Below are 23,448 nucleotides of genomic sequence, written 5' to 3'. Positions count from 1 at the left end.
TGGCCGACAGATCAAACTCAAGGCACAGGGCCAGTCGCGGCGCGAGTCAGGCCACCGCTCGGAGCAGTACCCGAACATCCTCACAGTCGCGGCGGGTTTTGGTGTTGGTGATCCATACGCCGAGCTTCACGACCACTGGCGCGGTCTCGCCCTCAATCGCGATCTCCTCCGCGTGGCCGCGGGGGACGCGGTGGTGGCCTTCGCGGGCGATGTACTGGGCGAGGGCTGCTACGCCCCGCTGGAACGCCGCTAGTGCCTTCCCTGCGGTCTTCTTGCCGCCGTTGGCTGCCGGGGCCGGGGCCTTGGTGGGGTGCTCGGCGGGTGTCACGCCCAGCTCGGACAGCCGCTGCTGCTGCTCCTTGGACAGCTGCGCCCAGGAGTTCGCCTGCTGCTGAAGCCACCGTCCGATGTCGTCGCCTTCGAAGAGCACGCCGGGCTGGATCGCGGGGAGTACGCCGTCGGCGTCGACCAGGTCGGCGAGGACGCGGTGCTGCCGTTGCCAGTCCAGCGGCCACGGGCAGTTCCAGTCGGCATCGATAGCGGTGAGCTGCTGCGCCCGCTGCTCGGCCCGTTTCTCGTCTTTGCCGAGGCCGTGGGGGCGGCGGAGGTTGGTGATGATCTGGCCGATGGGTAGGGGTTCGGTGTTTTCGCCGTCGGGGGGCCAGGTGGTGTCCTGGCGGGGTGCGAGGTGTCCGTGGGCGTGGCGGTAGGTGGCCAGTGCCCGGAGTTTGGTCTCCCATGCTTCCTCGCCGGGTTCCCAGACCATGCCCTCGTCGTCGAGCTGTTTCTTGCGGTGTGGTTCGAGTTCGCCGGTCCGGTGGGCGCGGTGTTGCTGGTGGATCCAGCGTCCGAGCGGGTATGTGGTGGTGGCGCCGGCTCGGGTTTCGGCGGTGTACGGGATCGCGTACAGGCTGGTGATGTGGTTCTGCGTACGCCACCGCCGCAGGGCCTGGAACCCTTCGAGCCACACCAGTGATTCCGGCCGGTAGACCCGGATGCGCAGGAAAGCGGCGATGGTCGCGGGGTCGCGGGGATGCGGAGCAGCGCGGACTCGGCGGCCGCCTGCGTGTCGTCCTCCTGGTCCACACCGTCACCGCCGTCCCCGTCCCCGTCGCCGCTGTGATGATTCGGCCGTCCGCGTCGCGCCTCACATGCACCCGTCGTTGCTGCGCGCCACGGGACAGGGCGTGGGAGGCGAGCTGCTCGACGAGGTGTTCGTCATGACCGCGCAGGCCTTGGAGGATGAGGGGGGGCGAACGACGCGCTGACGATCATGTCGTCGGGGTCTTCGCCAGGTTCGAGGAAGGCCGGCACGACCGGGCCGCCGCCCTCAACCTCCGCCGACTGATCAACCTCGGACTCACCCACACCGCCGGGACCTGGACCATCACCCCTGCCACCCCATGACGGCAGGGGCCATACCCACCCCCGCAGAACCCCGCTGGCCAGGCAACATTTCAGCAAACGTCTAGGCCGCCTGGCATTCGGTGCACTCGGAGATCTTCTCCAGGTGGTACGTGATCCTGCTCTCGCCCCAGTAGCAGCCGTCCGGACAGTCCTTGATGGTGTGGTCTCCCTCCCCTTGCTTTACCACGTCGATGCGGTCATCGCGGCGCATCACCCTGTCATCACCACTGGACGCATCCCAGTCGGTGAGCTCTCCCTGGAAACGGAACTCCATGTTGGGCACGCCGTTGGTGACGGTGATCAGCCGTTCGCTCCACAGCTTCCAGTCGTCGTCGGTCAGCTTGAGGTCACCGTTGTAGGTCTTGGGGTTGGCGGCGTTCTCGTAGGACCTGGACCAGATGACGTTGCCCTCGAAGGAGATCTTTCCGTACAGTTCCGCGCCCTTGTCGTCCTCCCCGGGTAGGTAGTCCCCGTTGTTGACGATTTCGATCCTCTTGATGGTCATGCGCCAGACCTGAGAGGAGCAGGCCTGCACGCGATGTCCGGCGGCGGTGGCCGCACCGCCCCCGCCGAGCAGCAGGGCGGAGGGAAGGGCGAGGGCGAGGGCCCGGGTGAGGGTACGCATGGGCGGAGGTTCCTTGCTGTGGGCGGATGCGGGCCGGGGGTTCAGCTGCCGAAGTGGAGGAAGACCGGAAGGTGGTCGGACTGACCGCCGCCGCGGTTCAATTCCGTACGGGCTCTGCGCGGCAGCGTCAGCAGGCGGTCGACGACTGCGTAGTCGATGACGGCGCCGCTCGCTGGGCGGGTGTTGTCCTCGGGGGCGAGCTGGGTGGTCGTCCCTCCGGCCTGGGATGCCCAGTTGTCCGGTTCACGGTTCCAGTCGCCGGCGGCGATCCATGTCCTTCGCGTCCCCGCCGCCGCCAGGGCGCACTCGATGGCGTTGACGATGCGCGGGGCATCCCAGCCGGCGCGGCCGGCGCCGGTCCGGGCCTGGGCGGAGGCGTGCACTGTGAAGACGTACGTGTCGATGTCCGTAGGGAGGATGCCGAGCGCCGGACGCACGGACTGGCGGGCGGGGTTGGCGTCCCAGGCCACGACGACCTCCCGGGCCCGTTGCGCGGCGGGGACGACCATGGCGAGATTGACCCGGCCCGCCCCCGTCGGGGAGGTGTCCGTACGCATCCAGTAGAGAAAGAACTCCCCGCCGCGCGAACCGCCCGGCCGCCAGCTGTATTCGTTCACGGTCAGGCCGTGCTGGGTCCATGTGATTCCTGTCGCCCGTGCCGTTCGGGGCGGCGTGCCCGCCTCCTGAAGAGCCAGAACATGGCTGTCCCGGGCGATCGGGTAGACCCGGCCGGTCCAGATGCACTCGCCCGAGGCCGAGGAACCCTGCATGTTCCAGGTCTCCACGGTGAAGGACGTCAGGACCCGCTTCGACGGCCCGCCCTCGTTCGGCGGTGGGACGGTTGGGGCACGGGGCGCTTGTGTCACGGCGAAACATCCGCCGACGGCGGGGCCGGCCGAGGCGGGAACGGCCGTCTGCACGGAGGCGGCCGAGAGCAGAGCGGTCATCGCGAGCGAGACCCATCGCCGGGAGGGGGAAGACGTCATGGTGCTCCGTTGTCCTCTCGGCCCCCTCAGCGCGTTCCGGGAGCGGGCCTTGTCCGCCGTGCGGGGGTTTCCGGCCGGGCCGGGCCTCGTGTGGTCCACCGTGGCGACGTCATCGAGGGTGGTGAGGCTCCCTGAATTTCCCGTGCTCAGTGGCGTCCCCAAACCTCCCCAGTTGATCTGCGGCCCATTGAGTGGTCTCGACGTGTCGGTGACCAGGGACACTGTGGGGAGAATGCCGTAGAAGCGGGCGGCGGCCCGCAGGGCTGGCGATGCGGGTGCGGTCCATGAGGCCAACCGGGCCATTGCCCGCCCCCCCCCACCTCACGGACCGTACGGGCCGCTTCGAGTAGCAACGCCCATCCTGGGGTGCCCCAGTGCCCTCACGAGCCCGCGCAGCGCTCGTCACGCCAGTAGCTGTGCGGAAGGGGCAGTGGGGTCCCGGACACTGTTGAGGTCGGTCGGCCGGGGCCCCCTGCTTCACCTCGCACTCGTTGGAATCGGCCCCACACGGGGGCTGCTGACCGAGGACGGACACCATGAAGAAGAACTGCCCCGGGTGCAAGGCGCTGCGCGACAGGGCCACTCAGCCTCACGCCGACCTCGGGGACCTTCTCCTGCAGGTCGCCTTGCACGAGGCGTCGCCGCAGTGCAGGGAGAAGAAGTCGGCCGTGAAGAGCGCGGACCACAAATAGCGTGCGGGCGGGCTGGTCCGGGGACCAGAACCCTGTCCTGTGCGGCCGGGCGGTTCATCGGAACGCGTTCATGAGCGCCGGGGCGCCGGGCGGGGAGCCGGCTCGCCTGGTCCGCGCCCGTAGTCGTGCGGCGGTGAGTCCCGCCATTCCAGGAACGCTGAGGGCCCGGTCACGACGTCCTCGGGGTCGGGCACGCCCGCGGTCCGGAGCAGCTCGATGAGGTCGGCGTCGCTGTAGACCACGCCTTGTATCCGGCCCCAGATGGTGACCCGGCGCCCAGCGTCCCCCTGGATCCGGTGGGCGACGATGGGCGCGGTGTTCATGGATCCAGGGTGAGCCGCACGGGCCGGTCCGGCACGCTGGCAGCTGCCGCATCGAGGATCAGCTTGTTTTTTAACTCGCGCCTCGACTGGTACCTCCAGGGCTATCGAGTTCCGTTTCCGCTGGCCCGTGTCGGCGTTAGTCAGATCATGAACCTTCGTCGCGTCCTTACCCTTGCTTCCATCGCGGTCACGATGCTGGGCACTGTCGCGCCCGCTGCCCATGCCGCTGACGACACGGCCGTCAGCGTCCAGGTGAAGGCCCCGGACTATGCGGGCTTTGTGAAGGCGGTCAGGGCTGACCCCATCGGCTTCGTCAACTGGAAGCTTGACCTTCCGATTCCAAGCCAGTACGCGCCCATCGCGAAGCCGTGAGTTTGTTCTCTGCGCCCAGGACCGTGTCCGTCAACAGGGCCGCCAGGCCGACGTAGTGGCGCTGCCAGTCGACCGTCCAGCCGAGCGCGGCCGGGTTCCATTCCGGATCGACCGCGGCGAGCTGGGTGGCCGGGATCGGCATTGGCCTACGGCCGCAGGCGGATTCCCTTGACCGCCGTGTCGAAGACCGGTCGGTACTGGTCCCATTGGGCGTTCGGCGCGGAGAGGTAGACCACGTACTGGGTGCCGTCGGTGCCGGTGAAGGCCAGTTCCACCGCGCGGTACTTGCGTGCCTTGCCCTGGAAGGTGAACTCCCAGTAGCCCGCGGGTCGTCCGCGGAAGGTCGTGGGGGCCATCCGCACCCGCTCGTAGCCCGGGTTGTCGCGGCGGGTCTGGTCCTCTTCGGTCTCGCGCCAGTGCGTCAGCGGGTCGGAGCCCGCGAACTGGACGACGTCGACGCGTAGGCCGGCGAGCCCGGACGGGCCGATGTAGGCGATTTCGTTGCCGGGTACGTTCTTGGCGGTCCAGCCGTCCGGTACGGGCACGGAGAAGCCCTGGCCAGCTGTTTCCAGGTGGTAGCCGGTGGGGAGTGGGGGCGTGCTCGGAGGCGCGGGGGTGACGGGGGCGGACGTGGCCGGGGACGCCGTACCGCTCCTGGACCAGAGCAGTGCCCCGCCCGTCGCGGTGGCGGCGACCACTGCCGCCGAGACGATCCACAGTGCCGCGCGGCGGCCGCGCCTTGGTGCTGGGACGGCCGCACCTGCCAGCCGCGTGGTGCGGGTGCGGGGAGCGGTTCCGGCGGCGGCCGCCTGGCCGAGGAGGCGTTCGGCCTCATGGGCGTTCATACGCTGGTCGGGGTCCTTGACCAGCAGGCCCTCGATCACGGGGGTCAAGTCCCCGGCGTTGCGCGGGGGTTCGTGGGCGTCGGCGGCGATGGCGTACGCCGTCTCGATCGGGGTGTCCCGGCCGAACGGGTGGTGTCCTTCGACCGCCTGGTAGAGCGTCGTGCCGAGGGACCACAGGTCGCAGGCCGGACCGGGTTCGGCGCCCCCGTCGCGCAGGCGTTCCGGCGCGAGGTAGTGGATCGACCCGACCAGTTCGCCGGTCCTGGTCAGCGACGATGCCCCGGATTCGACGGCGATCCCGAAGTCCGTGAGGACGATACGTCCGTCGTGGCCGAGCAGGACGTTGGCCGGCTTGACGTCCCGGTGCAGCACCCCGGCGTCGTGCGCGGCGCGCAGCGCGGTGACCATGATGCGGCCGATCCGGGCCGCCTCGCCGACCGGCAGCGTGCCCTGCTCCTTCATCACGTCACCGAGCGTCACGGAGGGTATGTACTCCATGACGATGCACGGCAGGCCCTCGTCGTCGACGACGTCGTGCACCACGATGATGTTGGGGTGGCTGATCCGGGCGGCGCTCCGCGCCTCGCGGCGGGTGCGCTCGTGGAGGCGCTGGACCTCGTCGACGTGCAGATGCGGCGGTACGTGCAGCTTCTTGACGGCGACGTGTCGGCCGAGCACCTCGTCCTCGGCCCGCCACACGGTGCCCATGCCGCCCCGGCCCACCCGCTCGACCAGCCGGTATCGGTTGGCTATGAGCCGCCCCAGATCGGACACCGTGAGACCTTCTACTTCCCCGTACACGCGTGCATGCCTGAAACGGAACTTCGGACTCACCATACATAGCGGCTGCCGGTCGGCGGGCCTGGGGGCGCGACGCCCTCGTGCGTGCGGGCCGGCCGGTCACGGCTCCCCGGGGGTGCGCTGCCGGGGGATCGGCAGGTCCACGGCGGTCAGTTCGGTGCGCGAGGTGACGCCGAGTTTGCGGTAGGCGTGGGTGAGGTGGAACTCCACGGTCCGGCGGGTGATGAACAGTTCCGTGGCGATCATCTCGTTGGTCATGCCGACGGCGGCGAGTGTGGCGATGTGGCGCTCGCGGGCCGTCAGCGCCGTCACGCCGGACTGGCGGGTCCGTCGCGGGCGGGCACCGGTGGCGAGCAACGCCCGGTGTGCCCGGGCGGCGAGCGGACGAGCCTCGGCGGTCGCGGCCAGGTCGAGGGCCCGGCGCAGTTGGTCCCTGGCCTCGTCGACGTGGCCGCCCTCGTGGAGCCGTACCCCGAGATCGGTGAGGACGGTGGCGAGGTCGAGGGCCGCGGGCGTGGCCTCAAGCAGCTCCACGGCCTCGCGCAGGGCGTCGACGCCGGCGCTTCCCGACCGCAGCAGCCCTGCGGCCCGCAGGCTGGTGGCAACCACACACGGGCTGCCCCAGCGCCGAGCCAGTTCCAGCTCCTCCTGGGTGAGGCGGTCCGCCTTGTCCTGGTTGCCGAGGCGGTGGTGGACCAGGGCCGCCTGGGAGCGCCAGGGCACCAGCGCCGGGTTGTCGTACCCGGCGGCCTGCTGACGGCTGCCGCACTCCTCCAGGTCGTCGAGGGCCGCCCTGTCCTGACCTTGGGCGAGCCGTAGCCGGGCGCGCGCGGCCAGCAGCGTCGTCCAGCTCCAATGCTCTTCGACGGGCCGGTCGAAGGACCGCAGACACACCTCGGCGGCCTCGTCCTCCTCGCCGAGGTCGAGTAGGCCACGGACGAGCTGGGCGTTGGCGAACGGCTCGTAGCGGCGGTCGTAGGCGTGCGACTCGACGGCGCTTCGGGTGTGGCTCACGGCGGTGCGGGCGTGGTCGACGGCCGTGCGCGGCTGTCCCGTCCGGCGGGCCAGCAGCGCGCGCAGGGACAGGAACAGCGTGCGCAATGGCGGTGCTTGACGGTCCAAGGCCGTGCCCATCCAGGCCTCGCACCAACGCGTCGCCTCGGCCAGGCGGTCGGCGTGCAGCAGGGCGGCGATGGCGAACGCACTGGTCAGTGCCGGTTCACCGGGCACGTGCCCACGACCGAGCGCACGCTCGGCCAGCGTGGTGGCGGCCGTGGCCGACTGGCCGGTCAGTGTGGTCTTGAGGGCGAGTGCGGCAAGCAGCAGGCGCTGGGCCGGGGTGTGGCCCGGCAGATCATGGCCGATCGAGCCGTGGCCGATCCAGGCGTCCGCGAGCCGGGGCGTCTCCTCCAGCAGGAGGTTGAGGCCCTGTGCCCACAGCCGGTACAGCGACTCCCGGTCGGCGGCGGGGATGCCGGCGGCGATCGCGTCGAGCAGGGTGACGGCCTCGTCGGCCCGGCCGGTACGGGCCAGCGCCTCGGCGAGATGAGGCGCGAGATGTGCGCGTTCGGCGGCCTGCGGCTGGCAGTCCATCGCCGCTCGTAGGTGCCGGATCGCACCGGCCGGGTCGCCGTGGACCTCGGCGATGCCCAACTGGCCTAGTACCAAGAGGTGTTGGGCATCGTCTGGAGGCTCGTCGAGCGCCCGGCGCAGATAGGTAGCGGCCGTGGTCGGGGCCAGCCGGTCCAGGGCTTGCCGTGCCGCCTCGCGGAAGACACCGACCCGCCACGCCTCGCCGCGCGGGGTGGTGGCGAGGAGCAGATCGGCCCCCAGCGCCACGTCCTCGCCGCAGTCGAGCGCGGCCTGAGCCGCCCGGACCCGTATCGCGTCGCAGGCCGTCTCCCCGGCCTGCGCCAGCAGTGTCTCGGCCAGCAGCGGGTGGCGGAAGCGCCAGGGCGGGCCCGCGGTGAGCAGACCGGCCCGCTGCAGTACGGTCACCGACTGCGCCACGGCGAAGCTGTCGAGCCCTGCGGCGCGCCCCAGCAGTGCTGTGGTGGATCCACCGTCGAGTACGGCCACGGCGGTGGCCGCCGCCCGGACCGCCGGACCGTGCCGCTGGAGCAGCCGGGGGAGTCGGTCCAGGAGCGCACGGGCGATCAGCGCGGCGGTGTCGGGTCGGCCCTCACCCATGGGCGGCAGGCCGCTGCGGGCCACTTCGTCACCCAGGGCGCGGACGAGGGCGGGGTTGCCGCCGGTGCCCCGGTGGCACAGGTCGGCCGCCTCGGCCGGTGGCTCGTCGCCCGTGGCTTCCTTGAGCCACAGTGCGACACCGTCCCGCGACAGCGGCAGCGGGCTCAGACTCAGGCACTCAGGGCGGGCCGCCAGCTCGGCCGTCAGCGGGTCGTCGGGGGCGCTCTCGCCCGTACGGACCGCTATGACCAGGCACATTGCGCTGCCGTGCAGTCGGCGCGCCAAGTAGGTGAGCCACTGGCGGGAGGGCGGATCGGCGTGGTGGGCGTCGTCGACGAGGAGGAGCATGGGTGGGGTCCGCCGCGCAAGCCGGGCGACCGAGCGGTACAGGTCGTGGAAGGCTGCGACAGGGACGCTGGAGGCGTCGGCGCACGGGCGGAAGATCCCATCGACATCGATGTTTGTAGCAGCATCAGCATCGTCCGATGCGAGCGTGAGCTCGAAGAGCTGGCGGACCGCGCCGAAGCCGACATCCGCTTCCGACGGGCAGCAGCGGGCCTCAAGTACCGTCCAACCACACGCATGCCCGTGCCTGGCCAGTGCCGTGAGCAGGGCGCTCTTGCCGATTCCGGCCGGGCCCTCGACCACGACGGCCGACGCGCCGCCGGACCGCGCCTGTTCGATGGCCGATACGAGTGCGTTGAACTCGGCGTCCCGTTCGACGAGCATCACGGTGACCTCCACACGCCTGTGGTCGCTCCGGGCATGGGCACGAGGGTCCAGACGGTTTTTCCGGTCCGGTTCCCGGTCGCTTCCAAAGCGAGGGCCAGGTTCGCGACGAGGTAGCGGCCACGGCCGCGCTCGTCTTCCTCGTCGGCGTGATGCGGGCTGGGCCGCCGGCGCCCGGTGTCGACGACTGCGCAGCGCAGGTGGCGGCCACGGGCGAGGGTGAGGCGGATGGGCGGAGCGGCATGACGGACGGCGTTCGCCGCCGGTTCGCTGGTGATCAGCTCGATGACGTGGACGATCCCGGCCAGGCCCCATGCCGTCAGGTGTCGTGCCCGGCGGACCTCACCCGGGTTCTGGCGCAACGTCCGGGCGACGGCGTGGGACGCTTCCGGGGCGCGGGGGCGGGGTATGCGCGGGCGGGCGGGGGTGCCACCGTCGGGGCGGGGTTCACGTCCACCGCCATCGGGATGGGCTTCGCGACTGAGCTGCTGGGGGCCGGGTGCGACTGGCATGGGGTGCATGGCACTCACCCCTCTCCGGGAGGGTCGAACAAGGGGGCCGGGGGTATGTCCGGCGGGCTCCCCTGAATGAAAAGACCCCTTCACCCCGCACTTCAAGGGGGTATGGCCAATACTGCGGTGCCCCGCAAGGGCGGCTCACCGATACCTGGGGTGGGTAGCGGGAATGGCTGCGGACCACTCGTGACGGCCCTCGGGCGCGGGGTTTACGGCGGTATCCCGCAGGTCGCGGCGCGATCTCCCCGGCATCGGCCGCAGCATTCGACGCCGCGTATTGCGTCCCGCAGGCATGAGGCTTTGACTGGGGACGTTTCCTCAGAGAGACGTTCGCAGGGAGGGACGTACTGGCCTCCCAGGAGAACGGAGATCGTCATGTGCGCTTCTGTGACACCGGAGACCTCCGGGCGCGGTATTTCCCCGGCCGACCGTGAGGCAGCGCAGGCCGAGAAGCTGGACCGGCAGCGGCTTGAGTCGCTGATCAACGAGTTGCGTGCGCGCCAGCAGCACCTGCCGGGGCTTGCCGAGCAGCGGCATCAGTTCCTCGACATAGACCCCGACCTGGCCGGGCGCGCCTATGTGCCGTCGCCCGGAGAAGCCCCGTGCCCCTGAAGGACGGGCCGCCCGGGGCCGTCCGGGCCCCGGTGAGGTGCGCGGGGTGCCATCCGGGCGGAGCCCACCCCCGTCTGCTCGGGCTGGCGTTCCGCCTTCACCGGCTCGGGCAGACGCGGCGGCGGGATCTGGCCGTCGGCCAGCGCCGCGCCCAGGTCCACTCTGCCGTCGATGGCGAGCTTGCGGTAGACGTGAGTGAGGTGGAACTCCACGGTCCGCCGACTCACATACAGCGCGGCCGCGATCGCCTGGTTGTCCATCCCCGTGGCGGCCAGAGTCGCGATGCGCTGTTCGCCCTCGGTCAGGGCGCTCACACCGGATTGGCGCCTGCGCCGGGGCCGCGCGCCTGTGGCCACCAGGGCGCGGTGGGCGCGTTCCGACAGCGGGATGGCGCCCGAGGCGTCGGCGAGGTCGAGGGCCTGGCGTAGGGCGGAGCGTGCCTCGGCGAGGCGGTCGACCCCATGGAGTGCTTCACCGAGGTCGGCGAGGGCGAGGGCGAGTGCGTACCGGGCGGGGGTGGCCTCAAGGAGCGCGGTGGCCTCCGAGAGGGCGGTGACGGCCTTAGCTCCGGTGCGCAGTCGGCCGAGAGCGCGCAGACTGGTGGCGATCGTGTGGGGGCTGCCCCAGCGCCGTGCGAGGACGAGTTCTTCGTCGGCCAGGTCCCGCGCGGTGTCGTCGTTGCCGAGCCGTTGGTGGACGAGCGCGGCGTGGGAGCGCCAGGGGACCAGGGCGGGGTTGTCGTAGCCGCCCTCCTGCATCTGCCGTGCACAGGCGTCGAGTTCGCCCAGGGCGTCCTGATGGCGGTGGTGGACGTGGAGGGTCCGGGCGCGTGCCGCGTACAGAACGGCCCAGCTCCAGTGGTTGTCGGCAGGACCCTGGTACGAGACGTGGCAGATGTGCTCGGCTTCCTCGGCGTCACCCAGGTCGAGCAGGGCGTGGATCAGCTGGGCGGTGACGTACGGCTGGTACCGCTGTCCGACGGGTGCCAGGGCGAGGGCCTGGCGGCTGAGCGTCAGGGCGGAGGCGAGGTCGCCCATGCGGTGGGCGATCTTGGCGCGCATCGCCATGAACAAGGACCGCAGCGGAGCGGGCTGACTGTGCGTGGTGTCGCCGAGGAGCTGGTCGCAGCAGTGGGCCGCGTCGACGAGGCGGTCGGCGTGCAGCAGTGCGGCTGTGGCGAACGCGGCCGTGAGCGCCGGCTCCTCCCTCGGCGCGGGGCGGGCCAGCGCCCGGTCGGCGAAGTGGGCGGCGGTGTGTGCGCACTGGCCGGTGAGGGTGGTTTTGAGGGCGAGGGCGGCCAGCAGCAAACGTTGGCCGGAGCTGGTGCCGGCCAGGTCGTCGGCGATGTTGCTCCGGGCGATCCAGGCGTCGGCCACCTGCGGGGTCTCCTCCAGGAGGACCAGGATGCCCTTGGCCCACAGGCGGTACAGGGTCTCGCGGTCGCCCTCGTCGATGCGACCGGCGAGTTCGTCCAGCAGCGCCACGGCTTCCTCGGCACGACCGGTACGGGCGAGCGCCTCGGCCAGGCTGGGTACGAGGCCGACTCGTACGCCGGTGTCCTCTTCGTCCGCCAGGGCTGCGCGCAGGTGGCCGACGGCCGCTTCGGGGTCGAGGTGGACCTCGATCGTCCCCAGCAGTGCCAGGAGCGGCGGGCGGTCGGTGTCCGTGGGCGGCTCCGCAAGGGCTCGGAGCAGATACCTGCGGGCGGCGGGCGGATCGGGCAGCTCACGGGCGGTGCGTGCCGCCTCGTGCAGTACCGGTACGCGCCAGGTCTGTCCGTCCGGTGCGGTGCGCAGCAGCACGTCCGCGACCTCGGAGGCATCGGCGCCGAGGTCGCCCAGCGCCTCGGCCGCACGGGAGCGCAGCAGGTTGAGTGTCTGCTCGCCTGCCTGGGCGGTGAGGGCTTGCGCGATGGCCGCCGAAGTCAGCTGCCAGGGCGGGCCCGTGTGCAGCAGTCCGGCGTCCTCCAGCGCGGTGACCGCTTGCTCGGCGTCCGGCGCGTCGATCCCCGTCGTCCGCGCAAGGAGCGGCAGGTCGGCGACGCGGTCGAGGGCGGTCACCGCGGTGGCCACGGCGGTCACCGCAGAGGCGTGGCGGTTCAGCAGGGTCGGTAGGGCGCGCAGCAGAGCGCGGTCGCAGATGACGGCCGCGTGCTCCGGGGTGATCTGCGCGGCCGGACTGCCGGTGCGGGCCAGGGCCTCTACCACACCGGCGAGCAGCCCGGGGTGGCCTCCGACGGCCCGGTGGCACACGTCCGCTGTCTGCACATCGAGCGTCGGCCCCAGCTTGTCGGCCAGCCAGTGGGCCGTTCCCTGCCCGGACAGCGGTCTCGGGCGCAGCCGCGAGAAGTCCGGGCAGGCCTCCAGCTCCGCCACGAGCACGCCGCCTGCGGCCCCGGGCGCGGTACGGGCGGCCACGGCAAGGGCGATACGGGCGCCGTGCAGGCGGCGCGCCAGATAGGCCAGCCACTGCTGGGAGAGTTCGTCAGCGTGCTGGGCATCGTCCACCAGCAACACAAGGGGAGCCTGGCGGGACAGCCGCAGCAGCGTCAGATAGAGGTGGTGGAACCGGTCGAAGGGCAGGTCGGCGCCATCGTTTCCGTCCGTGGGCGACAGGCCCTGGGTACCGTCCAGCAGGCTGTGGTCCTCGTCGCCCAGGCACGGGTCGAGCAGCTGGCGTACGGCTGCCCAAGGAGTGCGGGCCTCCTGGGGGCAGCAGTGCGCCCGCAGCACCCATGTCTCGTGCTCCCGGACCCGGGTGGCGGCCTCCGCCAGGAGTGCGCTCTTACCGATGCCGGCCGGGCCGTCGATGAGCACGGCCGTACCGTCGCCCCCAAGGGCCCGGCCCAGGGCCGCGTCCAGTACCTGCAGCTCAGCGGTGCGTTCGATGAGAGACGTCATGGGTTCTCCTCGCGGAAGCCGGCGCCGCATCAAGGGGAGAAACACGCCGTACCGGGCTACACACTGCGGGATTTCCCGGGGGCTTTGCGGCATCGGTGGTCGTCTGACCAGGGCCGCCTCGCACCGGGCTCGGCGGTTGCCCCTCATCGTCACCCGCCGAGCCCACAACCCGAAGGGACTAAAGTCCCGAACTCTTCCAAGAAGTATTAAAAGGGCAGCCGGGAAGGCCGAGGGGCCCCACCGCGCGACCACCTCGCCGCCACAGGTTTACGGGTCGGAGCCCGCAGCCCCTCAGATACCGGCGCACAGGTTTGTCCGAAGGACTGGCTCACATCCCTTGCTACCCATCTGACCTGCAGTTTCTCATGCTTCCACGCCCCACGGCGAGCGACCGGCAAACCTGTCGGTCGGCGACCGGCGGTCGGCGATTGAGCAAGGGAGAGACGCCATGAGACAACAGCGTTCAGGGGTTGTACGCGCGGCCCGGCGGGTGTGCGCCGGTGCTGCCATCGCCGCTCTGAGTGTCACCGGGATCGTCGGGCTCACATCGTCCGCGTACGCGGACGACGGTGGTCGAAGCGTCTCCTTCCCGGGCGACAACTTCAACGCCTCCGACTTCAACCGCATCATGAACGAGTCGCCGGACGACTTCGCCGCGGAGGAGCGGGCGAACAACCCCGAGGGAATCCAGGACCGGCCCGTGGTGGACGGCAACGGCATCCGGTGGGACACCGACGGTTGCTCCGCGCCGGGGATCCTCAAAGGCGGCGACGCGGAAATCGCCTGCCAGCGGCACGACGTCGGCTACCGCACCCTCCAGCAGAACGGGCTGTGGAACGAAGACAGCATGAGCGACGCCAACCGGCGGTTCGACAGCGACCTGACCTCCATGGAGAACGCCGGCAGGGTCAGCACCGCCCAGGGAGAACTCCTCAGCGGAGGTGTCGCCGTCGGCACCAACCTGCCGAGCTCGGCCGGAGGTTACGAGATCAATGGGCTGCCCGCTTTCGACGGCAGCTCGGGCAGCCCCTACGACGGCGGTACGTACCAGCCCTGGGAAGGCGCCCGGTAGACCAGGACCGGACGCGGCTCCCCGGCAGCCCCCGGTGCGGCGGGATCTCATGCCCGGCCGCACCGGGGGTGGCCCCGGCCACCGCAAGGCCGACCGGGGCCACGGGGGTCACAACAGGGGGCCGGTCGGCGCGGTCCGTCCGGCGTCCGAGCGGGCGATCGGCGGCGTGGTGCGGATCCCGTACCGGCGACGCCGGGTAGAAAGAGGCGCCATGGGCTGGAGACCACGCCGCGTACGCAGTGTCGGCAACCGCTGGACCGGAGGCAGGCGCCGGACGGACGGACAGCCCGGACCGGGGCGGGGACTTCGCAGCGTGGCCGGTCAGATGTTCGCGTTCCAGGTGCTCATCGTGGTGGTGCTGGTCGCGGCGGCCGTGGTCGCTCTCGTTCTGCAGGCCCGGAACAGCCGCCTCCAGGAGGCCCGCGCCCGGGTGCTCGGGACGGCCGAATCCGTCAGCCACGCCCCCGGCCTGGCCGCCATTCTCCACGGCCCCGACCCGACCGCGGTGCTGCAGCCCGTGGCCGAGGAGATCCGCGGCCACGGCGACATCGACTTCCTCGTGGTGATGAACGCGAACGGTATCGCCTACACCAGCCCTCGTCCCAGTGAGATCGGGAAGAGGTTCCACGGCTCCATCGAGCCGGCGCGCAGTGGGCACCGGGTCATCGAAAGCGTCCATGACCCGGTCGGCGGAGAGGTTCAGGCGGTCGTTTCTGTCACGGATCCCCAGGGGCGGGTCGTCGGCTTCGTGGCGGCCGGAATCACCCTCAGCAACGTCGGCGGCGACGTCGACGAACAGCTGCCGGTCGTCCTCGCCGCCGGCGCCCTGGCACTCGCCCTGGGAACCGCCGGGACAGCCCTGCTCACCCGCCGCCTGCGCCGCCAGACCCACGGGCTCGGGCCGACCGAGATGACCCGGATGTACGAGCACCACGACGCCGTCCTGCACGTCGTACGCGAAGGTGTCGTGATCGTCGACGGCGACGGCACGGTACTGCTCGTCAACGACGAGGCCCAGCGGCTCCTGGAACTGCCCCCGGACGCCGAGGGCCGCCCCGTGGACGGGCTTCCGCTGCCCGACCGGATGAAGCAGTTGCTTCGCGCCGGGCATCCCGTCGCCGACCAGGTGATCCCGGCCGACGACCGGCTGCTGGCCGTCAGCATCCGGCCCACCGACAGCGCGGGGGGCCCGCCGGGCAGTGTGACCACCCTGCGCGACACCACTGAACTGCGCGCCCTCGCCGGACGCGCCGAAGTCGCCCGCGGCCGCCTGAAACTGCTCTACGACGCCAGTGTGGCCATCGGCACCACCCTCGACATCGAGCGCACCGCCGACGAACTCGCCCAGGCCGTCACGCCGCGCTTCGCCGACTACGCGACCGTCGACCTCGCCGAACCCGTCCTGGAAGGCGCCGAACCGGAAGCGACCCTGCCCGGCACGGCGGTGAAGCTGCGCCGGGTGGCCCTGCGGGGCGTCCGTGACGACCACCCGCTCTACCGCAAGGGCGAACTCGTCGTCTTCGCCGCAGCCACACCGCCCGCCCGAGGGTTCAACGGCGGCCCGGCCACGCTCGTGCCCGACCTCGGCGCCGACCCCCGCTGGCAGGTGCAGGACACCGAGCGCGCACAGGAGATCCTCGACCGGGGCTTCCACTCGTTGATCACCGTTCCCCTCCAGGCCCGTGGAGTCCTGATGGGAGTCGCCAACTTCTGGCGCACCCGGGACGACAGCCCCTTCGAGGACGACGATCTGACCCTGGCCCAGGAACTCGCCGCCCACGCGGCGATCTGCATCGACAACGCCCGCCGCTACACCCGCGAACACACCACCGCCGTCGCCCTCCAGCACAGCCTCCTGCCCAGCAGCGTGCCCGAGCAGAACGCCCTCGACATCGCCCACTGCTACCTGCCCGCCCACGCGGGCGTCGGCGGTGACTGGTTCGACGTCATCCCCCTGCCCGGCGCACGCGTAGCCCTCGTCGTCGGCGACGTCGTCGGCCACGGCCTGCACGCCGCGGCCACCATGGGCCGCCTGCGTACGGCAGTACAGAACTTCTCCACGCTCGACGTGCCGCCCGACGAACTCCTCGCCCGCCTCGACGACCTCGTACTCCGCCTCGACCAGGAGAGCCCCGAGGCCGGAAACGAACCCGGCATGACAGGCGCCACCTGCCTCTACGCCATCTACGACCCCACCACCGGCAACTGTGACCTCGCACGCGCCGGCCACCCCCTGCCCGCCGTCATCCACCCCGACGGCACCACCGACTTCCCCGAGCTCCCGGCCGGCCCGCCGCTCGGCCTCGGCGGCATGCCCTTCGAGGCGGCCCGGCTCCAACTGCCCGAAGGCAGCAGCCTCGTCCTCTACACCGACGGCCTGATCCACGACCGCCACCGCGACATTTCCACCGGCCTGGACACCCTGCACACCGCACTCGCCCAGAGCGGACGCACCCCCCAGCAGACATGTCAGGCCGTCCTCGACGCCCTGCCGCCCACCCACCAGAGCGACGACATCACCCTCCTCGTCGCCCGCACCCACCACCTCGCCGCCGACCGGATCGCCACCTGGGACATCCCCGCCGAACCCGAAGCGGTCTCCCGCGCCCGCAACGACGCCACCCGCCAACTCAACCAGTGGCAAGTCGACGACACCGTCTCCGCGGGCCTCGAACTCATCCTCAGCGAACTGGTCACCAACGCCATCCGCTACGGGAGCGCCCCCATCACCCTGCGCCTGCTGTACGACCGCACCATCATCTGCGAGGTCTCCGACTCCAGCAGCACCGCACCCCACCTGCGCTACGCGGCGGACGACGACGAAGGCGGCCGCGGCCTCTTCCTCGTCGCCCGCCTCTCCGAACGCTGGGGCACCCGCTACACCCCCCGCGGCAAGGTCATCTGGGCCGAATGCTCCGCCCATCCCACCGAGGAACCCGCACCGGATCCGGGGTTGTTCATCAACATTGACGACATCCCGGAGATTTGAGCCCTACTCCGGCGCTCGGCAGGTCAGGTCCTTGTCGGGAAGCCTGCCCGTGGTCAGGTAGACCGTGGCACTGGCGTCCGCGCCGGAGTTGGTGCCGTTGACGATGTGCCCCTCACCACCGGCGACGGTGCCCCTACGGCTCGGGCGGTTTGAGCGGGGTGCCTCATCAACGTGCGGTGCCTCGGTTCGTGCAGCCGCACGCTCAGCAAACCGCTCCAACACATGAATGACCGCAGGCCAGACAGCGATCGCGTCACCCACCTTCCGCACCCGCCCGCCCAGCTTCGCGGCGGCACGAGCCGCGTCACCACTGCCCACTCCATGTCGGGCAGATCCGTCGAATGCCGAGCAGCAGTCGAAAGGCCGACGTGCCGCGCAACGTCTGTGCCCGCCCTGCCAGGCCGGGCAGGAGGCCGGGCTGTGTAGGGGGCTGGTGCGTGCCCGCGGCCGGTCGTCATGGCGCTGTCCGGGGCCGCGCGCACCCGCAGAAGCGGATGTCTTGGCCGCCGGTGTCACCGGTATGGACACACGTATCGGGTATCCCAACCCGGCCGGCGGGTCTTGGGTGTGCCGGGTCCCGAGGCGGGTGAGGCCCCGGGACCCTTGTGCATCTCCGACCGGTTCAACGGCGGCCCGCAGTCCAGGTCACCCGGCTTCCTTCGTCAGCCGAGTCCGGGCTCGGTGAGCAGGCACTGCTCAACTGGTCGCGGCGCATCTTCTGGTTGGAGAGCCGCACCCCAAGCCGTACCTCGTGCTCGTAGCCGGACGAATGGGTGCGGCCGGTACCCGTCAGCGGCGTTGGCCGCGCTCATCGCATCAACGACAGCGACGGAGAATGGTGTCGGTGCGATGCGCCGGTGTGGTGTCAGTGGGGTGGTGTCGGTGACGGCCTGTCAGGTGGGTGGGTTTGTGCCGGTGTTGTGAGTGGATGAGCTGGATGTCACTGACATGGGGATGGCGCTGGGCGGGGTGCTGCTGTCATGGGCTGGTACACCCCCGGGTGCCCCCACTGCCATGGAATCGGTGCCTTCCTCCACCCAAGTCGTGTACGGACTCGGTGAGTTGGGTGAGCTGGGCACTGCTCAGCCGGTCGCGTCGGGGTTTCTGGTTGGAGACCCGTACTCCGAGCCGTACGTCGTGGTCGTGGCCGTCGATGGTGATCTGTTCGGTGTGCTGCCGGGGAACGACGGTGCGCTGTTCCCGCTGGACGTACTGCGTGAACGCGGCCAGGCCGCGCCTGAACGCCTCGGTGCCCTCTCGGTTCCGGCCTTCGCGCGAGCCAGCGCCCGATGTCGTCACCGGGCTGGGTTACTGAGATCGAAGGCTTGTCCCGCGCTGCCCCACTTCGCCTGCTCGGCAACGGCGTCGTCCCTCGACAAGCCGCTCAGGCCCTGGAGAGTCTGCTTCCCGGACCATCGACATGACGCAATACCCAGTGGGGAATCCCCTGCTCGGCCCTCCGCAGGAATCTGCGGTTGTATCCGTAGTCGTTCCTTGGGGTGGCCCGGGCCTTCTCCGAAGAATAGGGCGAGGATTCTTCCGGCGGGTGCGGTTCCGCGGGTTGACTGGTGCCTGACCAGGCCGGATGGACTGCGGGCGCGCCTTGACGGACCGATCGATGGAACGGCGGTCCGTGACGTGCCGCAATCCACTGGCAATTTCGTAGAGGAAATGGGGTTCTCCTTCATGTCCAACCGCCCACGAGGCAAGCACCGCGCACCCAGTCAGAGCCGGAGCCGAGGCCTCGCCGCGCGTGGTGTCGCCACGGCGTTTCTGGCCGCCGGGCTGGCGGGCTACGGCCTCACCACCGCGTCGGCGGCATCTGCCGCCGAGAGCACCACCGCATCCGTCGCCAAGAAGGACTGCGTCAAGGCCGGTGCGGCAGCACGCTTCAGCTTCAAGCCGATCTGCCCGGCCGAGCCTCCCAGCAAGCTGGAGCAGGGCGTCCAGCGAGGGGTCAGCGCTGTTACCAGCCTCGGTGTGTCCGAGCTGGAGCGAGCTGCCGGCGACACTGTTATCGACGGCCGCGGCCAGGAGGGATGCACCAGCGCTGTCGCGGCTCACGTCAGCACCAGGCCGCTGTGCAAGCCCAGGGAGCTGGAGCCTTACGAGAAGCTCCTGCGGAAGGGGATGTACGTGAATCCGCTGGGGTTCGGCGGCCTTCCCACTTCGGCGGCCAAGTTCGCCCCGGAAGGGCTGCAGGCAGTGGAAAAGTTCCGCGGCGCAGGTGCGGTTGCCACAGAGGTCGCGAAGAAGGTCGATGGCGCAGGACACCAGGACGCGGCGCCCGCTGAGGCCGTCGCCCACTGAACGGCCTTCCGGAACGAAAGCCCGCACCGCCGGTCCGTGACCGCCGACTTGCATAGTCGAACGGGTGACTGACTAGGCAAGGACGACGACAGGGAGGTGCCCGGTCCGGCCAAGGCCGGACCGGGCACTTCGTGCGTGCACTACGGAGAACCTGCCGTGTACGCACCCGTCGCGGCGCCCTGTCTGAGGGGCGTTGCCCTCTTCTGCCACAGACTGTTCATCGCGGTGGGGGGGACATGGGGATGGTCACGGGGGAGTTCAGTTGCATCTGGCGCAGCGGCGGCCCGCGCGGCAGCGTGGGCGGGTGACGGCGGCGGGGTGGCGCATAGATTCCTCGTTTTGTACGTCTCCCCTCACGAACGTCTCGTGCACCGCGTACGCAGATGTGGGAGTCGTGTGGGAGCCGGGTCTGGGGCCATCGCCTCGGTGGCACGACACGGCACGGTTCGGCGTGCCGGGTTCAGGGTGCGGGTCCGGAGTTTCCAAGTTCCGGCCCGCCGTGGCCGGGCGCGGGAGGGTGGGGAGGCGCATGCTCCGCAGCCCGGTCCCGGACACTGCGTTGGGATCACTCTCACGTCACAGCAAGTCGGACATTTTGCATCGTATGTGCGACGAGGGTTGATACGGGATGAGGGCCGGACGGGATACGAATGCGAGGCCGGACGTGACAGAGTCACCGAGCCGGATGAACCGGCCGGACGCGGCCTTTCCCGTAATTCCTGGGCACCTCGTTTCCCTGGGCATCTCAGCCCCCCGGCTGAGCCCGAAAGCTCTGCGGGCAGTCGCCGGCTTCCTCGGCGATGGCAGTGCCGAAGAACGGAGCGGGGTCAGTGGCGCCCTGCCTTACCCTGTCGAGCCCCTCGCAGGTTTCGGCGTGCCTCTGTGCATACTCTTCAGCCTCCTGCTGTTTCCTCTGCTGTTTCCTCTGCTGTTCGGCGGCGGAAGTCTCCTACTCCGTACCTCTGGGCAGGTAAGCCCCGAACCCCGGTTTGCAGGTGGCGGCAGACGCGTCCGGCGCGGCGGTAAGGCCGTAGCCAGTCAGGCCGACGGCGAGGGTGGCGACGGCGATGCCCCGGACGGCCGCCACGCGCCTGCTCCGGCTGGGCCCTCGATGCTTGTCTTGTCCGTGGAGGTTCACGATGTGCGTTCCTCTCAGGTAGGCAGGCCGGTGCCAGAAGGCGGTCAGCCACGGAATGAGACGATTGAACGGATACCCCGGCGCGGTGAAAGCCATTTCACGGGTTCCTGCGGTGAATTCACGATGCACCTCGAAAAACTCTGCGGAGGCGGTTGCGAAAACCTACGGGCCGTTTGGCCGGCACGGCGTGGTTTCGTGCCGGTCTTGCGGTGGGTTGGGCGTTGGCCTGCCCCTCATTGGAGGGGGCGGGGGAGTTTGCCGTCTTGAGTCGTCCACGTGTACCGACGTGGCACGGGACCGTAGAGCGCCCGGGCCCGGCAAGGGCGGTCGACCCGACTGACCCGGGCAAGGACCGCCCGGGAGATCGTCCATGGGCTCGCAATTACGGTCTCAAGCCCCTCCGCGGTCTCGCCGCTTGACTCGGTACGTATCGGTACGCAATGGTCCGTCAAACCGAACCACACCCCGGCGTTCAGCCATACAGCGTGGACCACGCATCCGCGTAGCCCTGCCGGATGCGCCTGCCGGTCGAGCCGTCGCCGGGGGCGGGGATCCTCCGGGATGCGGCGAGTGGCCAGCGCGGTGGCTGCGGGGTGCCGGCAAGAGCCCAGGCCGCTTGGCGGGCGGCGCCCAGGGCGACGTATTCGTCGGGTTCGGGGACGGTGACGGGGGTGCCGAAGATCTCGGCTGCGATCTCGCCGACCACGGGGGCTTTGGTTGCGCCTCCGATGATCAGGATCCGGTGGATGTCGACGTCCTGCCGTAGTTCGTCCAGCGCGTCGGCCATGCCGCACAGCATGCCTTCGACGGCGGCGCGAGCGAGGTTGGAGGGGGTCATGTTGGCTACCCGCATGCCGGTCAGGCTGCCTGCAGCGTCGGGGAGGTTGGGGGTGCGCTCGCCGCCCAGATAGGGGAGGAAGACCAGCCCGTCGGCGCCATGCCCGGCGTGCCGGGCCAGCCGGTCGATCTCGGCGAGGTCGGTGCCGAGCATGCGGGCGGTGGAGCTGAGGACACGTGCGGCGTTGAGGGTGCACACCAGGGGCAGGAAGCGTCCGGTGGCGTCGGCGAATCCGGCGACGGCGCCGGTCGGGTCGGCGGTGGGGCGTTCAGAGAGTGCGAAGGCGGTTCCGCTGGTGCCGAGGGAGATCACCGCATCGCCCGGCGCGATGCCCAGGCCCAGGGCCGCGCCCATGTTGTCACCGGTTCCGGCCGCGATCAGTGCGCCGCCGGCGGTGTGTCCGGCGGGCTCGGCGGGGCCCAGGACCCGCGGCACCCCGGGTGTACGGCCCCCGAATCCCAGGGCCAGCAGATCGGGGCGGTAGGCACCGGCCGCCGGTGACCAGTAGCCGGTGCCGGAGGCGTCGCCGCGGTCGGTCACCGGCTCGGCGCCGGAGCCGGGGCCGCCGCGCAGCCGCCAGGTGAGCCAGTCGTGAGGGAGCATCACCTGTGCGGTGCGGTCGGCGAGTCGGGGCTCGTGCTCGGCCATCCACCGGAGCTTGGTGACGGTGATGGCCGCGACGGGCACGGTGCCGACCGCCTCGGCCCACCTATGTGGTCCGCCGAGTTCGGTGATCAGCTCGGCGGCGGCGCGCGCGGAGCGGGTGTCGTTCCACAGCAGGGCGTCGCGGACCGGCTGCCCGGTGTCGTCGACGGCGACCAGGCCGTGCTGCTGCCCGGCGACGGAGACCGCGTCGACGTGTTCGAGCACGCCGTTCGCGGCTTCGCACAGCGCCTGCCACCAGGCCTCGGGGTCCACCTCGGTGCCCTCGGGGTGGGCGGCCCTGGCGCGGTGCAGGACCTCTCCGGTGTCGGCGTCGCAGACGACGACCTTGCAGGACTGGGTGGAGGAGTCGACTCCGGCGACTGTGGGCATGGCAGGTATTCGCTTCCTACGGAGGAGCTTCCTGAGGGGGCGGGGTCAGGCGGTCGGCCGGATCTGGATCTTCCGTCCGGTGCCCTCGCGGAACGTCTGGAGTGCCTGGGCGAATTCGTCGAGGCCGAAGCTGTGGGTGATCATGGTGTCGGCGTCGATGACCCCCTTGGCCATCAGGTCTACGGCCCGGCCGAAGCTGTGCAGTACGGCCATGGATCCCACGATGGTGATCTCGTCGTTGTACACCTTGAAGGGGGAGAAGCTCGCCTTGGCGGCGCTGGGTGCGACGCCGAACTGCTGGAAGGTGCCGCCGCGCCGGACGCGGGTGAGCGCGTCCTCGATGGCGGGGATCACCCCGGTGCAGTCGATGACGGTCTCCCAGCCTTGCGTATGGCTGAACGCGTCGGCGCCGGTGGCGGTGGCGTCGGCGCCGAGTTGTGCGGCAATCTTGAGCCTGTCCTCGTTGAGGTCGACGACGGACAGTGAGGCGGCGCCCGCGGCCTTGGCGAGTTGGAGCATCATCAGGCCCATCGTGCCCGCGCCGTAGATGAGGTAGTGGTCTCCGAGGCGGCGCGGCAGGATGTCGAAGCCGCGCACCGCGCAGGACAGTGGCTCGATCAGGGCCCCCTGGGCGACGTCCAGGCCATCTGGGAGCTGGTAGCAGTTCGCGGCCGGGACGGCGACGTACTCGGCCATGGCACCGTCCACGGTGTCGCCGATGGCACCCCAGTGCTCGCACAGGTTGCCGTGCCCGATGGCGCAGTAGTGGCAGGCTCCACAGAACAATGACGGGTCGACGGCGACCTGGTCCCCGGTGCGCAGGCCCGACACCCCCGCGCCGAGCGAGACCACCTCTCCGGTGAACTCATGGCCGGGGATGATCGGGTAGGGCGTGGGGGCGAACTCGCCTTGGACGATGTGCACATCGGTGCCGCAGATGCCCACGGCGGCCGGGGCGACGACGACTTGGCCGGGGCCCGGTGCGGGGTCGGCGACCGTGGTGACGCCGAAGTGTCCAGGGGTTTCGATGACCAGAGCGCGCATGGGACAGGTTCCCTTCTCAGTGGTG

At 70.6% G+C, this 23,448-nt stretch carries 16 protein-coding genes and 1 pseudogene; 6 read left to right on the top strand and 11 right to left on the bottom strand.

All coding sequences use genetic code 11. The features are described from left to right. Positions 1-46: 46 nt before the first annotated feature. From ACIBK6_RS37995 to ACIBK6_RS37985, 3 genes and pseudogenes are all read right to left on the bottom strand, one after another. Positions 47-1,317 (bottom strand): annotated as a pseudogene (locus tag ACIBK6_RS37995) (helicase associated domain-containing protein); the annotation flags it as partial. Between the two features lie 151 nt (positions 1,318-1,468). Next, positions 1,469-2,032 (bottom strand): hypothetical protein, encoded by a 564-nt coding sequence (locus ACIBK6_RS37990; protein WP_399057323.1) that lies wholly within the window; start codon positions 2,030-2,032, stop codon positions 1,469-1,471. A 41-nt stretch (positions 2,033-2,073) separates the two neighbouring features. Continuing rightward, a complete protein-coding gene (locus ACIBK6_RS37985; protein ID WP_399057321.1) occupies positions 2,074-3,018 on the bottom strand; it encodes an endonuclease/exonuclease/phosphatase family protein in 945 nt (314 codons plus the stop codon). 536 nt (positions 3,019-3,554) lie between these two features. On the opposite strand from ACIBK6_RS37985, the gene ACIBK6_RS37980 reads away from it, so the two are divergent. Continuing rightward, positions 3,555-3,710 carry a hypothetical protein gene (locus ACIBK6_RS37980; RefSeq protein ID WP_399057319.1) on the top strand — a complete coding sequence of 52 codons (156 nt, stop codon included), beginning with the start codon at positions 3,555-3,557 and terminating at the stop codon, positions 3,708-3,710. Positions 3,711-3,778: 68 nt separating this feature from the next. Here ACIBK6_RS37980 and ACIBK6_RS37975 read toward each other — a convergent pair whose 3' ends face one another. Beyond that, positions 3,779-4,033 carry a hypothetical protein gene (locus tag ACIBK6_RS37975; RefSeq protein ID WP_399057317.1) on the bottom strand — a complete coding sequence of 85 codons (255 nt, stop codon included), beginning with the start codon at positions 4,031-4,033 and terminating at the stop codon, positions 3,779-3,781. A gap of 9 nt (positions 4,034-4,042) precedes the next feature. Here ACIBK6_RS37975 and ACIBK6_RS37970 point away from each other — a divergent pair, with 9 nt between their 5' ends. Further along, positions 4,043-4,405, top strand: coding sequence for a hypothetical protein (locus ACIBK6_RS37970; RefSeq protein ID WP_399057316.1), 363 nt, complete (start codon positions 4,043-4,045; stop codon positions 4,403-4,405). 146 nt (positions 4,406-4,551) lie between these two features. Here the strand turns inward: ACIBK6_RS37970 and ACIBK6_RS37965 are convergent, their stop codons facing one another. The 3 genes from ACIBK6_RS37965 to ACIBK6_RS37955 all read right to left on the bottom strand — a co-directional run bounded on the left by ACIBK6_RS37965 (position 4,552) and on the right by ACIBK6_RS37955 (position 9,482). Beyond that, positions 4,552-6,024 carry a protein kinase gene (locus tag ACIBK6_RS37965; RefSeq protein WP_399057314.1) on the bottom strand — a complete coding sequence of 491 codons (1,473 nt, stop codon included), beginning with the start codon at positions 6,022-6,024 and terminating at the stop codon, positions 4,552-4,554. 126 nt (positions 6,025-6,150) lie between these two features. Further along, positions 6,151-8,970: an ATP-binding protein gene (locus ACIBK6_RS37960; RefSeq protein ID WP_399057333.1), complete on the bottom strand. Its 2,820-nt coding sequence runs from the start codon at positions 8,968-8,970 to the stop codon at positions 6,151-6,153. Then, positions 8,970-9,482: an ATP-binding protein gene (locus tag ACIBK6_RS37955; protein ID WP_399057312.1), complete on the bottom strand. Its 513-nt coding sequence runs from the start codon at positions 9,480-9,482 to the stop codon at positions 8,970-8,972. The genes ACIBK6_RS37960 and ACIBK6_RS37955 overlap by 1 nt, the downstream gene beginning before the upstream one ends. Before the next feature lie 378 nt (positions 9,483-9,860). Between ACIBK6_RS37955 and ACIBK6_RS37950 the strand changes: the two genes are divergently transcribed. Next, on the top strand, positions 9,861-10,097 hold the full coding sequence (locus tag ACIBK6_RS37950) for a hypothetical protein (protein ID WP_399057310.1): 237 nt from the start codon (positions 9,861-9,863) through the stop codon (positions 10,095-10,097). On the opposite strand, the gene ACIBK6_RS37945 is transcribed toward ACIBK6_RS37950, so the two are convergent. Further along, positions 10,061-12,997, bottom strand: a complete 2,937-nt coding sequence (locus tag ACIBK6_RS37945; protein ID WP_399057308.1) for an AAA family ATPase — start codon at positions 12,995-12,997, stop codon at positions 10,061-10,063. The two genes, ACIBK6_RS37950 and ACIBK6_RS37945, sit on opposite strands and share 37 nt — an antisense overlap. A gap of 448 nt (positions 12,998-13,445) precedes the next feature. Here ACIBK6_RS37945 and ACIBK6_RS37940 point away from each other — a divergent pair, with 448 nt between their 5' ends. Together ACIBK6_RS37940 and ACIBK6_RS37935 are read left to right on the top strand one after the other, a co-directional pair. Further along, positions 13,446-14,069, top strand: a complete 624-nt coding sequence (locus tag ACIBK6_RS37940; RefSeq protein WP_399057306.1) for a hypothetical protein — start codon at positions 13,446-13,448, stop codon at positions 14,067-14,069. Between the two features lie 325 nt (positions 14,070-14,394). After that, entirely contained in the window at positions 14,395-17,058 is a 2,664-nt protein-coding gene (locus tag ACIBK6_RS37935) for a SpoIIE family protein phosphatase (protein WP_399057331.1), read from the top strand. 978 nt (positions 17,059-18,036) lie between these two features. Here ACIBK6_RS37935 and ACIBK6_RS37930 read toward each other — a convergent pair. Next, positions 18,037-18,357 (bottom strand): helicase associated domain-containing protein, encoded by a 321-nt coding sequence (locus ACIBK6_RS37930; protein WP_399057304.1) that lies wholly within the window; start codon positions 18,355-18,357, stop codon positions 18,037-18,039. Positions 18,358-18,696: 339 nt separating this feature from the next. Between ACIBK6_RS37930 and ACIBK6_RS37925 the strand changes: the two genes are divergently transcribed. Further along, positions 18,697-19,368 carry a hypothetical protein gene (locus ACIBK6_RS37925; protein ID WP_399057302.1) on the top strand — a complete coding sequence of 224 codons (672 nt, stop codon included), beginning with the start codon at positions 18,697-18,699 and terminating at the stop codon, positions 19,366-19,368. A gap of 1,610 nt (positions 19,369-20,978) precedes the next feature. Here the strand turns inward: ACIBK6_RS37925 and xylB are convergent. Together xylB and ACIBK6_RS37915 are read right to left on the bottom strand one after the other, a co-directional pair. After that, positions 20,979-22,379, bottom strand: coding sequence for a xylulokinase (gene xylB, locus ACIBK6_RS37920; RefSeq protein ID WP_399057300.1), 1,401 nt, complete (start codon positions 22,377-22,379; stop codon positions 20,979-20,981). 45 nt (positions 22,380-22,424) lie between these two features. Beyond that, entirely contained in the window at positions 22,425-23,423 is a 999-nt protein-coding gene (locus tag ACIBK6_RS37915) for a zinc-dependent alcohol dehydrogenase family protein (RefSeq protein WP_399057298.1), read from the bottom strand. Positions 23,424-23,448: the final 25 nt, after the last annotated feature.

The organism is Streptomyces sp. NPDC050485, assembly GCF_044458185.1.
Taxonomy (GTDB): Bacteria; Actinomycetota; Actinomycetes; order Streptomycetales; family Streptomycetaceae; genus Streptomyces.
The sequence above is the reverse complement of the archived record's forward strand: the minus strand, read 5'-3'. Positions and strand labels throughout refer to the sequence as shown.

Bases quoted from the DNA above. Each gene is read 5' to 3' on its own strand.
- ACIBK6_RS37915 (WP_399057298.1), bottom strand. From the start codon at position 23,423: ATGCGCGCTCTGGTCATCGAAACCCCTGGACACTTCGGCGTCACCACG.
- ACIBK6_RS37945 (WP_399057308.1), bottom strand. From the start codon at position 12,997: ATGACGTCTCTCATCGAACGCACCGCTGAGCTGCAGGTACTGGACGCG.
- ACIBK6_RS37940 (WP_399057306.1), top strand. From the start codon at position 13,446: ATGAGACAACAGCGTTCAGGGGTTGTACGCGCGGCCCGGCGGGTGTGC.
- ACIBK6_RS37960 (WP_399057333.1), bottom strand. From the start codon at position 8,970: ATGCTCGTCGAACGGGACGCCGAGTTCAACGCACTCGTATCGGCCATC.
- ACIBK6_RS37980 (WP_399057319.1), top strand. From the start codon at position 3,555: ATGAAGAAGAACTGCCCCGGGTGCAAGGCGCTGCGCGACAGGGCCACT.
- ACIBK6_RS37985 (WP_399057321.1), bottom strand. From the start codon at position 3,018: ATGACGTCTTCCCCCTCCCGGCGATGGGTCTCGCTCGCGATGACCGCT.
- ACIBK6_RS37950 (WP_399057310.1), top strand. From the start codon at position 9,861: ATGTGCGCTTCTGTGACACCGGAGACCTCCGGGCGCGGTATTTCCCCG.
- xylB (WP_399057300.1), bottom strand. From the start codon at position 22,379: ATGCCCACAGTCGCCGGAGTCGACTCCTCCACCCAGTCCTGCAAGGTC.
- ACIBK6_RS37955 (WP_399057312.1), bottom strand. From the start codon at position 9,482: ATGCCAGTCGCACCCGGCCCCCAGCAGCTCAGTCGCGAAGCCCATCCC.
- ACIBK6_RS37990 (WP_399057323.1), bottom strand. From the start codon at position 2,032: ATGCGTACCCTCACCCGGGCCCTCGCCCTCGCCCTTCCCTCCGCCCTG.
- ACIBK6_RS37975 (WP_399057317.1), bottom strand. From the start codon at position 4,033: ATGAACACCGCGCCCATCGTCGCCCACCGGATCCAGGGGGACGCTGGG.
- ACIBK6_RS37935 (WP_399057331.1), top strand. From the start codon at position 14,395: ATGTTCGCGTTCCAGGTGCTCATCGTGGTGGTGCTGGTCGCGGCGGCC.